This is a genomic window from Acinetobacter modestus (assembly GCF_014636095.1).
GTDB classification, from domain to species: domain Bacteria; phylum Pseudomonadota; class Gammaproteobacteria; order Pseudomonadales; family Moraxellaceae; genus Acinetobacter; species Acinetobacter modestus.
In genome coordinates this window covers 25,915-40,576 of the sequence record NZ_BMDV01000002.1, presented here as the reverse complement: position 1 = coordinate 40,576, position 14,662 = coordinate 25,915, and the positions used below count along the sequence as shown (strand labels likewise).

Sequence of the window (14,662 nt, the reverse complement as noted above, 5' to 3'; positions counted from 1 at the left end):
TTCGCTATTGACAAAGTATTTTTATGTGAGAACAAGGCTTACAATCAAATTGATCATTTTTTAACCAATGATTTTTATTTAATAAAAACAATGCTTTAAATATGTCAAGACTTAGATTTTAAAAAAAATAATTTAATTTTTTTTGCTGAACATTCGCACAAATCGACTTGCTTTTTGTAAGACAGTGGAAATAAAAAAATTGTAGCTAAAGTTTTTTTTATGCTTTTTTTTGTTACACTGCTGTGAAGAACTCATGCTCATCTTTTGTGAATATTATAATGATGGACAAAACAAAATATATTTTCGTCCTTTTTTTGGGGACAATCGGTTTTTTAAATACGACAGTATCTAGTTATGCTGGTCAAACCATTTATCAATTTAAAGATGATAATGGTACAACTTTACTTACCAATAAAAAGAAAGCTGAATACAATCACCTAAAAGTGATTAAAGCGACCTATTATCCTGATAGCAATATTCACAGCTATAGTAACTGGGGGTCAAGTGAAGCCTCTGTTCTACCAAGTTATAGTCGTAATAAAAATGCTTTTGATCAGATGATCCGTCAAGCAGCGCAACAGCATGGCGTCTCAGAAGGTCTTATTAAAGCCGTTATGCATACTGAGTCAGGTTTTAATATTAATGCTCGCTCGCCTGTAGGTGCTCAAGGATTAATGCAACTGATGCCTGCAACTGCACGGCGTTTTAACGTAAGTAATGCTTACGACCCTCAACAAAATATTTTTGGTGGTGCTAGATATCTAAGTTGGTTGTTAAAACGTTTTAATGGCAATACGCAACTTGCTATTGCTGCTTATAACGCTGGTGAAGGCAATATTGATAAATATGGTGGAATACCGCCATTTCGTGAAACACAAGATTATGTCCGTCGTGTCACAAGTCGTTTTCAAAATCTCTATTCATCAGGTCTAAGTTCAACTTCGAGTTCTAATAATGCAAATACTCAAGTGATTGCTCAATCGGCAAATTATACATCTTCAAATTCAGAAGCAGTGTCCGCACCTAAACAATATAGCCGTCAAATTATCACATTGGCCGATGGTACTTTTACAGATGCACCAGGCACATATACCACAGCCAATGCAACTGCATCTGCACGAATCCGAGTAAGTGATTAAACAAAGACATCACTTATTCTCACATCATGATTTTATTTGTTTTTTTCAAATAAATTAGTCGTTTCCCCCTTCTTAAAACACTTCTATTGTTTTATTAGCTTAATGTATCTACGCTCATTTTTTGCTTGAATTTTTAGGGTTCGCCCTGCATATTAGCGTTATGATTTATAATTTATAAATCAGATCAGTTTTTATTTATAAGAGGATTTTCTCAATGATGCGGATTGGTTTGTTCTTGCTGACCAACCTCGCGGTACTGGTTGTAGCTGGCATTATCTTGTCACTCTTCGGTGTCGGTAGTTACCATGGCGCGGGTGGCTTGAATCTAGGCAACCTTTTAGTCGTCTGTTTTGTCTTTGGTATGGTGGGTTCTTTAATTTCCTTATTCATGTCGAAGTGGATGGCGAAAAAAACCACTGGAACTGAATTAATTGACCCAAATGCTCCTCGTAGTCAAGCAGAAGCTTGGTTACTACAAGAAGTGGCACAACTTTCTCAACGTGCAGGTATTAAAATGCCTGAAGTTGGTATTTTCCCTTCTTACCAATCCAATGCATTTGCGACAGGTTGGAATAAAAATGATGCTTTAGTCTCTGTCTCGACAGGCTTACTTGAGCGTATGAACAAAGATGAACTTCGTGCTGTACTTGCGCACGAAATCGGTCACGTTGCCAACGGCGACATGGTAACCCTTGCATTAATTCAAGGTGTAGTGAACGCCTTCGTGATGTTCTTTGCACGTATTGCAGGTGACTTTATTGACCGTAATGTGTTCGGTCGTGAAGATGGTGAAGCACCTGGTCTTGCTTATTTTGCTATTACGATTGTACTCGACATCGTATTTGGTATTTTGGCCTCTGCGATTGTAATGTGGTTCTCTCGTCAACGTGAATATCGCGCAGACGAAGCTGGTGCACGTTTAGCAGGCAAACAAGCAATGATTTCTGCTCTACTTCGTTTACAAGCAGAATCAGAAATGCCAGATCAAATGCCAAAAGAAATGAAAGCATTTGCAATTGCGGAAGGTAAGGAACAAGGCTTTAGCTTAGCGGCTTTATTCCAAACTCACCCAACCATTGAACAACGTGTTGCCGCTTTACAGCAATTAAATGTTCAATAATCAGTATCAGATAAATGATAAAGCCTCCGTTATGGAGGCTTTATTTTTGCTTAAAATCTAGTGTGTTTGAAAAGATTGATAAAACTGCCACAGATAACTAAAACCTGCCCAAACTGCAACAACCAATAAAATTAGTACGGCAATACCCAATAAATCTGGGATACGTAACCAAATCCAACTCACAATCGGATTACGCCAGAAAGCTGAAGTTTTCTGCTTTTGTTCTAGGGATTCATGCAAGAATGGATGCACCACATGAATATCACTGTGCACTTGATATTCCTCACGGATATGGTCATGTACAATTTCCAGTGTCTTACGACTTGGACGAATAAATACGTCAAATAAGGTACCGACAATCGGTACAAAACCCACCAACATATCCATAATTGCCAGTTTAACCACACCCTTCAATTTATGCTGTGGTACGCCCACTTCTCTGGCTTTTTTAAAAGCATATAGTGTTAAAACAAAACCTGCTATATCGCCCGCAAAGGGAATGGTACTCAATGCAGCATCTGCCCCGACTCCCTGTTTGGTAAAAGGAATCCGAACCAAACTGTCCATGGTATTGGCAAATTTTGCTAAATCACGTTCAACAGCAATCGCTTGCTGCTGAGTTAATTTTTTTTGTTCTGTTGGAGCAATCATTCACTCAACCTAAAAACCATGTTTATGCTTGAGAATAAAGCAGATTTTCCGTTTTGTCGGTACAATTATTATTACCAATCAGAATAAAATCATTGAGGCGATAAATAGATACACCAACACTCCAGTTGCATCACAAATTGAAGTGACCAAGGGTGCCGAAGCACTGGCAGGGTCAAGTCCAGCCTTATTTAAAATAAATGGTAAGCTCATACCAATTAGACACCCCATGAGTACAATTCCCATCATACTCAGCGCCAAAACTAAAGCTACCATCTCATCGCCACGGAAATAACCCAGCAATGACACGGCAACCGCCATAGTTCCCCCTAAGCATAAAGCGACCAAGCTTTCCCGTCCGAGCAGATGGAACCAGTCTTTAAATTGCACATCACCTGTCGCTAAAGCACGTACCATAAGTGTTGAAGACTGAGAACCAGCATTGCCTCCACTTCCCACCAATAGTGGTAAAAAGAATACTAAGACAAGATTTTTCGCAATCACATCTTCATAATGAGCAATACCAATCCCTGATAACAAGCTACCAAACACGAGAAATACTAACCAAAACACTCGTTTCTGGTAAAGTTGCAAAATGGGGGCAGACTTGATACTGAGTTTAGAAGATGCATTGACCGCACCGACTTTTAAGAAGTCTTCGGTTGCTTCTTCACTGGCTACATCCATCGCATCATCGTAGGTCACGATCCCGACCATCATCTGATGATGATCAATAATCGGCAATGCAAGTAAGTCATAACGAGCAATGGTTTTTGCGACCTCATCTTGGTCGGTATCCACATAAGCGGTTAAGACATTGGTCTCCATCAACTCATTAATATTTTGATCTTCAGGTGCCAAAATTAACTGCTTTAAAGACAATACGCCCAAAATCTTACGCGCTTCATTCAGTACATAAGCGAAATAGATCATTTCGGTATCAGGTGCTTCTAGGCGTAACATTTTGATCGCATCATTGACCAGCATATTCGGCTTTAAAGTCGCATATTCCGAGCTCATGATTGAGCCTGCCGTTCCCTCTAAATAGGAAGATAGTTGACGTATATCTTCGCGTTCTGCTTGCGCCAAAGCAGGCAACAACGCATTTTGTTGTTCTTGATCCAAGCATTTGAACACGTCCGCACGTTTATCCGAGGACATTTCGCCAATAATTTCAGCCAAAATATTTCTGGGCATGGCTTGGGCGAGTTTGACTTGTTCACTGGGAGGAAGATAGGAAAAGACATAGGCACGATCAGGTAAATGTGTGAGCAGCAATTGACTTTGTTCAGCAGAAAGCTGTGTCAATACATCTGCAATATCGATGGCTTGAAAAGTTTTAACTGATGCAAGTGCAAGATCAATATGATTATTTTTGAGTGCGTCGCTTAATAAATATAAAAAGTTATTGTAGCTCATTTCTGCCTCTTCACTACAAATCATCTGCAATGAAGGGTCAAACGCAGCAAATTATTTTACTGTCGAATAAGAAGCTTCATTCAGATTTTGATGAATATAAAAATGTGTAATTTGGATTAAACTACAACTCTGCGTGTCCATTTAGGGCATTAAACCTAGTTAAACCGTTTATACGGCAGAGCCATACTACAAATATTTTTTTATATTCTCAACTTACACAACAAAAATGAACAATTCGTGTTTTAAATTAATCCATGAATAATTCATTTCTATTGCTTGGCTTTCATTATTTTTATTTAAAAATTTCAATTTCTTCTTTAGGTTTAAAGATATTAGCAACAAGTACAAACATAAATGGAATAAATATCAGTACCAATACTGTCCCGAATATCACACCACCTAAAACACTGATACCAATTTCTTGACGGCTTACAGCCCCTGCTCCAAATGCAAAAACCAGTGGAATAACTCCCGCGCCAAATGCAAAAGAAGTCATTAGAATAGGACGCAAACGCAGCCCTGCACCTTGTAGTGCTGCTTGAATGGCATTTTTTCCTTGTGTTTGTGCCATCGCTGCAAATTCAACAATCAAAATTGCATTTTTACAGGATAAGCCAATTGTTGTAAGTAAAGCGATCTGAAAGTAAACATCATTTGGTAAACCAAAAATATGGGCAAAAATAATACTACCGCCAATCCCTAAAGGAATTGCGGTCATCACAGCCATAGGAATACGCAGACTTTCATACAACGCGGCTAAACATAGAAAAATAAATGCAATAGAAATTAAATATAGCCAAATTGCTTGATTAGTCGATTGCTGCTCTTGATAAGAAAGCCCAGTCCATAGTAAACCTAAGCCTTCTTGTTGACCCACCAACTGTTCAATATCTTTCATGGCTTGGCCTGAAGATTGACCACTGACAACGTTAGCTTGTAATTGCAAAGCACTGTATCCCATATAGCGTTGTACAATGCTTGGTGTCCCTCCCCATGATGTCGTTGAAAATGAACTAAAAGGAACCATTTGATTTTGATTATTGCGTACTGACCAGCTATATAAGTCTTCAGGCTTAGAACGGAATGGTGCATCACCTTGTAAAATAACTTGTTTAATTCGACCACGGTCAATAAAGTCATTCACATATGTCCCACCCCATGCGGTCGACAAAGTACTATTAATTTCATTTAGATTTAAACCATTTGCCATCGCTTGCTTATGGTCAATCTTCACATTCAAAGTAGCTTTACTATCAGTGGATTGTTTATCTAAGTTTTCAAAACTTGAATATTTTTGTCCCAACTGTTGCAGCTGTTTAACACTTTGATCGAGGAATTGTTCACCTTGCCCATTGATATCCTGAATCCATAAATCCATTCCATCTGTTGCGCCTAATCCATTTACAGAAGCAGGCAACGTCACATTAATCTGTGCATCGGGAAATTGGCTAAAATATTTAAGTGCTCTCTTGCGAATAGCTTCAGCAGAGTTTTTCTTCCCAGTACGGTTGTCCCAATGATTTAATGAAACAAAGCCTTGTCCAAGATTTTGCCCCGTTCCAGAATTATTTCGTCCGTAGCGAATAAGCACTAAATTGACATTTGCTTTTTCATTCTGAAGAAAATAATGACGAATTGCCTCACCGACCTCCTGACTTTTTGAAAGTGGTGCACTATCCACTAATTTAAATTGAACACTTAATATCCCTTGGTCTTCTTTTGGTAAAAAACTACTTTGCAGACTGCTATAGAACAAAGCAAATACGGCAATTAATGCAATAAAAATCACAGATACAGAGATTTTATAACGAAGCATGGTTTGCACTAGAGATAAATACTTATTTTTAAGTGTGTCTATCCTGTTATTGAACCGAATCGCCCATGACTTGGGTTGATGGTTTGGCTTTAAAATCAAAGCACATAAAGCAGGTGTAAGCACCAAGGCGACTACTAAAGATAAGACCATCGCAGCAACTAAAGTGATTGAAAACTGACGATAGATAACCCCAATTGAACCCGCAAAAAAAGACATTGGAATAAAAACGGCTGTTAACACCATGGTAATTCCAATCAATGCACCGCTAATTTCTTGCATAGATTCAACGGCTGCTTGTTTGGGTGACAAATGCTGCTCATGCATAAGCCGTTCAACATTTTCCACCACAACAATTGCATCATCAACCAACAAACCAATAGCAAGCACCAATGCAAAGAGAGTTAAGGTATTAATACTAAATCCAAGTAATTCAAGTACAGCAAAAGTCCCTAAAATCACGATCGGTACAGTAATACTTGGAATAAGCGTCGCACGCCAACTTTGAAGAAAAAGAAACATGACTAAAATAACTAAACCAATTGCTTCGACAAGTGTTTTAATCACCTCTTTAATAGATTCTTGCACAAAGGGAGTATTATCTCTTGGATAAACGATCTTATACCCTGTTGGAAGCTTGCTAGAGAGTTCATCTAAAGTTTGATGAATAAACTTAGATGTTTGAATCGCATTGGCACCCGAAGATAAAGAAATGCCAAGACCTGCAGCTGGATAACCATTGATCGTATTAAATGATTGATAATTTTCTGCCCCTAATTCAATCCGAGCAATATCTTTTAATTGAACAAAACTTCCAGATACATCTGATTTTACAATAATTTGTTCAAAATCTTGAATCGTCTTTAAGCGAGAACCTGCTGTTACTTTTGCATTCAAGTATTGACCTTGAACAACAGGCAAATCTCCGATCGCACCTGCTGCAACCTGTGTATTTTGAGTGGTAATCGCGGTAACGACATCATTTGGAATTAAATTATATTGAGTCAATTTATTTGGATCTAGCCAAATTCGCATTGCATACTGCGATCCAAAAACATCTGTTTCACCGACGCCATCAATCCGATTTAAATTATCAAGGACATGTGTAGATAGATAATCAGACAACGCAATATTATTTGCTTGCCCTGTACTGTCATACAGTCCAATCACCATAAAGGTATCACCCAAGGACTTAGTGACATTAACTCCCTGCCGTTGTACCGCATCTGGGAGACGGCGTATCACGCCACTAATTTTATTTTGTACTTGAACCTGTGCTGTATCGGGATTTGTGCCATTTTCAAAACTAATCGTAATACGGCTACGACCAGCTGCATCGCTGGTTGAACTAAAGTACAGTAAATGGTCGAGACCTTGGATTTGCTGCTCTAAAACTTGAGTTACACTTTGTTCAACTGTTTTAGCATCAGCGCCACTATAGTTGGTCGATACTGTAATTTTCGGTGGGGCAATATCAGGATAACGTTCAACTGGCAAATTCAGAATTGCGAGTATTCCTAATGCCATAACAATAATGGCAAGCACACTTGCGAAAATTGGACGCTCAATAAAAAATTTAGATAGCATGGCTGCTCATTCCATTGTGGAAACAGTCAATTTTTTCAAAAAGATAGGAAAATAGAGGCACTTTCAATCTACGATCATTACCGAGCTTTCAAGGAAACACCATCCTTATTAACATATCATTGCAAAAAGCGAAAATTACGGAGAAATAATGGATTTTTTATTGATCATCAGCATATCTCATCGAAAACAAATGAGGTCAAAAATTTAATTTACTATCCAATCAAATACTTCTTAATTTTAGATTGACACTCCACTCACTTAAACCGATAGTAGCACGCTCCCTGTTGCTCCCTTATTTTTCTAGGCATATATGAAGGCCAGTTTTAAACATTTTAATATTCTGCTCCTAATTCTATTGCCCGCATTAATTACTGGGGGATTACTTAGTATTGCTGGTAATTTATCTGATGGTTTAAGACTGGGATTCCTTTCTTTGCCAGGTGTAGGTTTAATTTGGCTTGCCATTAAAACACAAAAAAAATATTGGTATGGACTTACTGTTTTATGGTGGTTTGCGACTTGGCTTGATGTACTCCTACGTTCGAGTACGTGGTTTTTATTTAATAGTGATAATGAAGCCTATTTTATTATTGAAGCCATAGCCAATACCAGTCAGCAAGAAACGTGGGAATTCATACAACTACACTTAAGCACAATCTTAAGTGTGATTTTTAGCCTACTTTGCTTGCTAATTATTTACAGCATTTCTACTTTCAAACTGATTAAAGCTCACCATCTTGATCAGATGTGGCAGAGTCGAATTTATCGTAGTTGTATCGTTTTACTTGTTCTATTAACAATAACAAGTTATTTAATGAAGCCATCACGTAAAGTTCATCCCATCATTTTTTGGTCAGACTATCAAACAAAACTTCAGGATTTTAAAAATAGAATTAAACAACATCAAAATGTACACAGACAATGGGACATCAGTGCAAAGCAAAATTTAACTCTAACAAAAAAAAAGGATGAGAAACAAACACATGTGTTAATTCTCTCAGAGAGTTTAACAAGTTTAAATTTAGGTGTTTGTGGTTATCAACGCGAGACGACTCCAGAATTAGCAAAAAAACTTGATGAGTTAAAAATCTTTTGTAATGCATTTTCACCGTCACCTTCAACGATTAATGCGCTACGTGTTTTATTGACTGAAAGTCCTGCATCTGCGCATGATCAATATTCTTCAGAAAGCGTTTTAGCTTACGCTCGAGCAGCAGGCTATAAAATTTATTGGTTAAGCAATCAAGATGATAGTTATTTATCTTCATTATTTGGTTCTTATGCAGATACGGCTGTTTATAAAAATACACGATCAGGAAGAAGTAGTAATTCATTAGACGAAAAACTTATTCCCGTTTATCAACAAGCTCTTGCAGATCCAGATCCTAAAAAACTGATTATTCTTCATTTGATTGGTGCACATCCAAATTACCAAGAACGTTACCCATTAGCGTTTAATAAATTTACTGGAGACAGTAATGATGCTGTCGAACTCGACCTCAAGAATCGTAATATTGATCCTTGGGTTCGTTCACTACGTAATGATTATGATAATGCAGTGTTATATGAAGACTCGTTGCTTGCCAGATTTTTAGATGATCTAAAGGCTGATAATAATTCTGATTTTAGATCTTTTATGGTCGTTTCAGATCACGGAAATGAAGTTGGTCATGAGATTGACTATGCGGGTCACAGCCCGAATACAAAAGCTGGATACCAAGTTCCTGTGATTATATGGCATGACAATATGCAAGTCACGGGTGTCAATAAAGACAAAATACTCAATACAGCAGAACTTGATAACAACTTAATGCGTATCATGGGTCTTAAAAATAAAACTGCTTCACCACAATCTTATTGGTTAGATCGTGATTATCGTTTTACGCCTGAAGTAAATTGGCCTTATTGGAAACAGAAGTCATAATCTCCCTCCATACCCCGCTTTATCAAAGCCTGAAATGAGATATTGAATTTCAAACATTCAGTTAAAAAATTTCATTATTTTCATAAAATTATCATCTGATTGTCATCCATTTGATAAATTAAAACGACAAGATCAATGCTTTAAGAAAAACTAATGAGTTAAATTATGTTCAAAAAAGCATTAGTCTGTGTCAGCTTGATCGGTCTGACAGCTTGCCATGATGACAACAAAGATCAACACAGCACGGCGCAACCTGAACTTCAATTACCGCAAGTGATTGGACATCGTGGCGCAAGCGCACTTCGGCCAGAACATACACTTGCATCCTATCAAAAAGCCATTGATGATGGTGCTGATTTTATTGAACCAGATTTGGTATCAAGCAAAGACGGCATATTGGTTGCTCGCCATGAAAATGAGATCAGCGGCACAACCAATGTTGCAACGCTTCCTCAATTTGCAGACCGTAAAAGAACTAAAATCATTGATGACGTGAGTTTAACAGGTTGATTTACTGAAGATTTTACTTTGGCCGAGCTAAAACAGCTCAAAGCACGTGAGCGTATTCCCCAGTATCGCGCTGCCAATACACAATATAATGATCAATTTGAAATCCCGACACTTGATGAAATCATTGATTTAGCTGCAAAGCATTATCAAAAAACGGGCAAAATTATTGGTCTTTATCCAGAAACCAAACACCCGACCTATTTCCAAAAACAGAATTTGGCAATGGAAGATACTTTGTTAAAAACCTTATCCAAATACCAATATAGCCGCGATATTGCGCCTATTTATTTACAATCTTTTGAAGTTGGCAATTTAAAATATTTAAAAAACCAACTCGATTTACACAAGAGTGTTAAGCATGCACAATTAATTCAGCTCTATGATTCGCCTGAAGCAAGACCAGCAGATTATGTTGCACAAAACAATCCTAAAACCTATGCAGATCTGGCAACGGCACAAGGTCTCAAAGATGTTTCGACCTACGCCAATGGTGTAGGTCCTTGGAAAGTCTATGTCTTTAAAGATGCCGCAATGACACAGACCACCTCTTTTATTGCAGATGCTCATAAAGTCAATTTAAAAGTACATCCTTATACCTTCCGTCCAGAAAACAACTTTCTACCAGACAACTTAAAATGTAGTAAGGATACGTCCAAAGCAGCTGAGCGTTGTGAGTCTGGTTCAATCAAGGAAATGCAACTTTACTTCAAGGCTGGCGTAGATGGTGTATTTACTGATGATCCTGCATTAGGTCGTCAGGCAGTGCAAAGTTATCAAGCAACTAAATAAGTCAAAGTAGTGAATAAGGGCAGTTCTACTGCTCTTATTTTTAAGAAAGAGTGAGTTGCTTGTGTTTGACTTGTTCCCATTGCCACCAACCATATGCAGCCAACAACACAAAAGCGGCATACAATCCTGCGGTTAAAAATAATTCTTTATAAATAAACATACCTACATAGACAATATCGACAAATACCCAAAGTACCCAAGTTGCAATATGTTTACGACTCGTCCAATAGGTTGCCAATAAACTAAAAGCAGCAAGTTGGGCATCTAATAACGGTACAGCAGCATCGGTAAAATGTTTAAGCGTTAAACCAAACAATAATCCACCTATTGTTGCCAAACACATTTGCATCAGTACTGTTTTGACAGCAATTGGTTCGATCCGAATCTCATGGTCTTGGCGTTTACCTTTCAGCCAATAATAAAAACCATAGAAATTAATCAGCATAAATAAGAATTGTAAAATCGTCTCACCGTATAATTTAAAGGTGAAAAAAAGGTAAGCATATAAAATAAATGCCAAAAAATTAAACCACCAACACCACATATTCCGTTTTATCGTAAGCGCAACACCGAGCACACTAATAATAACGGCAATAATTTCTAAAGAAGACAAGAGTAAACAACTTTGAAAAACTGAATCACATCATTATCAAAAGATTCTTTATTTAAGCAACAAAAAAATTCTAACATCATTTTAGATTGAAATTATTTTTCAGATAACGACTACTTTTCGCTCAAGCCTTATGCTATAAAAATGAAAAGTTTTTTTAATTTTTTAATATGCTTCTCAACACAGTTTCCAAAATGCGTCTTATTGATATCTCACATTGTATTCCCGCCAATGCAATGTGGCGACGCGTCTGCATTTTTATGCGAGGGGACTTTGCACAGCTTCATCCGATGATCATTTAAACATCTCATCATTTGAAAAAAGGTCGCCTCAATCGCGACCTTTTTTATTGCCTTCATTTTTTAATCACTCAAATACAGTATTGCTATCAAACTAAACAGGAGCATTTTCATGACACAGTTTCAACAAAAGAACTTTATACAAACGACACAGATTCAACCGACTGTAGCACCCAACTCCCCTCGCCTAGCTACAGTCGGTCAATTTATTGCAGTTGTGCTGATTTGGTCTTTTACTCCATTGGCGGCTGTCTGGACAGTACATGAAATTCATTGGGCGTGGGGCTTATTCATTCGATTCACTCTCGCCATTCCTCTTGCCCTAATTTGTCTTTTTTATTTTCGACTTAGACTCATTCTAAACTTTAAAGCCATGATGAGTTATGCCGCTGGCGCGATTGGTTTATTTGGATCAATGGCATTCTGTTATATGGGGGCAACTAAGGTTTCATCTGGAATGATCTCGATTATTTATGGAACAGCACCTTTATGGTCAGGCCTGATTGCAGTTTTTATTTTGAAACGTGAGCATTTTTTTCAACGTCAATGGTATGGATTATTGCTTGCCATTTTGGGGCTATCACTCACACTCGGTGTTGGCTCTAAGCAAATTAATATGGACCTCGTTGGTGTGCTGTATGAAATTATTGCTGTGCTACTTTATGTAGTTTCGATGTTTCTCGTTGCTAAAATTGGTGCTTCGATCCATCCTATTATTCAAACGACAGGGTCAACAATTTTTTCATGGTTCGGCTATTTATGTTTACTACCATTCTTTATGACTCAAATGCCAGTGCAGTTACCAAGTTTACAGGTGTGTCTTGCTTTACTTTACAGCGCCGTTTTTTCATCAGTATTAGCTATGATTTTTTACTTTAATCTTATTCAAAAACTTAACCCAACGACAGTGATGCTGATTACGATTATGACGCCTGTATTAGCAAGTTTTTGGGGGATATTTTTCAATCATGAGCCGCTTAGCTCACATTTGATTTTAGGGTTAATCTTTTTATGTGCGGGATTGTTCTTATATGCTTATCGCTCAAGTCCACATCGAATTAAATAGTATAAAACTGATAGGTCAATAAAATGACCTATCCTTTATAGTCTCAATCCGTTTCACACAGTAAACTACACACCATCCAATTAGAATTTCCCACAGATTTGCTCAAGGATGAAAGAATCTATGCGTTCAAATATTTTATGGCTTTGCTTTGGCATTTTTTTGCTATTACAAGGTTGTGTCAATGCGACAATTCGACCTCAAAAAATTCAATCGCAACCAACAGAATTAAAACAACGTTATTTTCAAGCAAAAACAATCGCAGCAGATGGAACAATCATTGCCTTTACAGTGTATCAACCTCATTTAAAAGTAGGACAAACAGGCCCTTTGCTGCTACATACACATGGTTTTGGTTTATCTCGAATGAAAAGACCAGAATTAAGCTTATATGGTTTTTTACTTCCGACGGGTCAAGTAGCCAAAACAGCGTGGAAAAATGGCTATTGGGTAATCAGCTATGATCAACGTGGTCATGGAAATAGTCAGGGTAAAATTCGCTTAACCGATCCTGAAAAAGAAGCTCAAGATGTCATCAGCATCATGAACTGGGCTGAAAAAAATTTGCCGCAACTCGCACAAAACACAAATGGGGTTCGTACGGGCATGATTGGCGAATCTTATGCAGGAGGTGTGCAATATATTGCTTCCGCTTTAGATCCTCGCTTACAAGCAATTGTACCTATCACAACTTGGTATGACATCGTCGAAAGTCTTGTGCCTAATGGTGTCCCTAAAGGTGACTGGCTAAGTTTCTTGAATTTGATTGGCGATTGGTGGAATTGGAACAAATTTGATCTGCAACTTAAACAAGCGTATCAAGATACCCAACAAGGTCAGTTGAAACAATCAACTTATGATTTTCTAAAGACACATCAAGCAAGTTGGTTTTGTGAAACTGCACAAGCCCCTCAAGCAGATGCGCTCATCATTCAAGGATTTAGAGATGTTCTATTTCCTTTTAACCAAGGTGTAAAGGCAGCTCAATGTATTCACAAAGCGCAGCATGAAGTGCATTTAATCGGTGTACAAGGTGGACATTTACAACCATTTGCACAGCATTCTCCATTGGGTGATACTCCTTTTTGGTATATTGGTAAATCTGTCACCTGTGGAAATCAAAAAAAATATAAATTACAAGACACGATCATGGGATGGTTTGATCAAAAACTCAAAGACCAAACCGCAACAATTGATTTACCAGAATTATGTGTCGACAAAAGCCCAGTCTATAAGTTCAAAGATTTGGATGCAAAAACACAATACACGTTAAATAAAACTTGGATCGAACCTCAGAATTCGCAAGCTGTGTTTGTTCCGATCCATACGATAACTGAATTGGCACATATCACAGGTACACCACAACTTACTTTAAAGATCGAAACGCCAAACAATAAAGTAGAACCAACACTATTTATTTCTATGGCCATTAAATCTGGAAAAATAGGTAAATATGCTATTTTAAACGATCAAACAACAGCATTAAATCCAAGCAAAAAACATACTTTTGACCAAGTTATTTCTAATAAAAATTCAGCATCGAAAGAAAATCAAGCTATTGAATTACCTAGTATTAATGGGCGTTTAAACAAAGGCGATACTTTAGGCTTACTGATTCAGACCGAAAGTATTTATTATCAAAAAATTAAACAACCTAAAATTGAAGTATGGATTTCAGGTCAAATTACTTTACCTAAATTTTGGAGTGATATTTCAAATAAGGAATAATTATAATTTCTAA

9 protein-coding genes and 1 pseudogene are annotated in these 14,662 nt (G+C 37.4%); 6 read left to right on the top strand and 4 right to left on the bottom strand.

The genetic code is table 11. The features are described from left to right. Window positions 1-278: 278 nt before the first annotated feature. Together IEV17_RS04280 and htpX are read left to right on the top strand one after the other, a co-directional pair. The gene (locus IEV17_RS04280) at window positions 279-1,139 is read left to right on the top strand and encodes a lytic transglycosylase domain-containing protein (RefSeq protein ID WP_004660839.1); all 861 of its coding nucleotides are present in this window, start codon (window positions 279-281) and stop codon (window positions 1,137-1,139) included. A 214-nt stretch (window positions 1,140-1,353) separates the two neighbouring features. Continuing rightward, on the top strand, window positions 1,354-2,259 hold the full coding sequence (gene htpX, locus IEV17_RS04275) for a protease HtpX (protein ID WP_004660837.1): 906 nt from the start codon (window positions 1,354-1,356) through the stop codon (window positions 2,257-2,259). 57 nt (window positions 2,260-2,316) lie between these two features. Here the strand turns inward: htpX and IEV17_RS04270 are convergent, their stop codons facing one another. From IEV17_RS04270 to IEV17_RS04260, 3 genes are all read right to left on the bottom strand, one after another. Continuing rightward, window positions 2,317-2,910 (bottom strand): DUF4112 domain-containing protein, encoded by a 594-nt coding sequence (locus IEV17_RS04270; protein ID WP_004660834.1) that lies wholly within the window; start codon window positions 2,908-2,910, stop codon window positions 2,317-2,319. Between the two features lie 78 nt (window positions 2,911-2,988). After that, window positions 2,989-4,326, bottom strand: a complete 1,338-nt coding sequence (gene mgtE / locus IEV17_RS04265) for a magnesium transporter (protein ID WP_004660831.1) — start codon at window positions 4,324-4,326, stop codon at window positions 2,989-2,991. 292 nt (window positions 4,327-4,618) lie between these two features. Then, entirely contained in the window at window positions 4,619-7,726 is a 3,108-nt protein-coding gene (locus IEV17_RS04260) for a multidrug efflux RND transporter permease subunit (RefSeq protein ID WP_004660830.1), read from the bottom strand. Window positions 7,727-8,036: 310 nt separating this feature from the next. On the opposite strand from IEV17_RS04260, the gene IEV17_RS04255 reads away from it, so the two are divergent. After that, window positions 8,037-9,650 (top strand): phosphoethanolamine transferase, encoded by a 1,614-nt coding sequence (locus IEV17_RS04255; protein WP_004660829.1) that lies wholly within the window; start codon window positions 8,037-8,039, stop codon window positions 9,648-9,650. A 165-nt stretch (window positions 9,651-9,815) separates the two neighbouring features. Then, window positions 9,816-10,949 (top strand): annotated as a pseudogene (locus tag IEV17_RS04250) (glycerophosphodiester phosphodiesterase). A gap of 40 nt (window positions 10,950-10,989) precedes the next feature. Here the strand turns inward: IEV17_RS04250 and pnuC are convergent. Next, the gene (gene pnuC / locus IEV17_RS04245; RefSeq protein ID WP_004660822.1) at window positions 10,990-11,562 is read right to left on the bottom strand and encodes a nicotinamide riboside transporter PnuC; all 573 of its coding nucleotides are present in this window, start codon (window positions 11,560-11,562) and stop codon (window positions 10,990-10,992) included. Between the two features lie 408 nt (window positions 11,563-11,970). Between pnuC and IEV17_RS04240 the strand changes: the two genes are divergently transcribed. Together IEV17_RS04240 and IEV17_RS04235 are read left to right on the top strand one after the other, a co-directional pair. Next, entirely contained in the window at window positions 11,971-12,924 is a 954-nt protein-coding gene (locus IEV17_RS04240; RefSeq protein ID WP_004660819.1) for a DMT family transporter, read from the top strand. A 120-nt stretch (window positions 12,925-13,044) separates the two neighbouring features. Beyond that, complete coding sequence (locus IEV17_RS04235; protein ID WP_004660818.1) at window positions 13,045-14,649, top strand: CocE/NonD family hydrolase; 1,605 nt, start codon at window positions 13,045-13,047, stop codon at window positions 14,647-14,649. Window positions 14,650-14,662 lie beyond the last annotated feature (13 nt).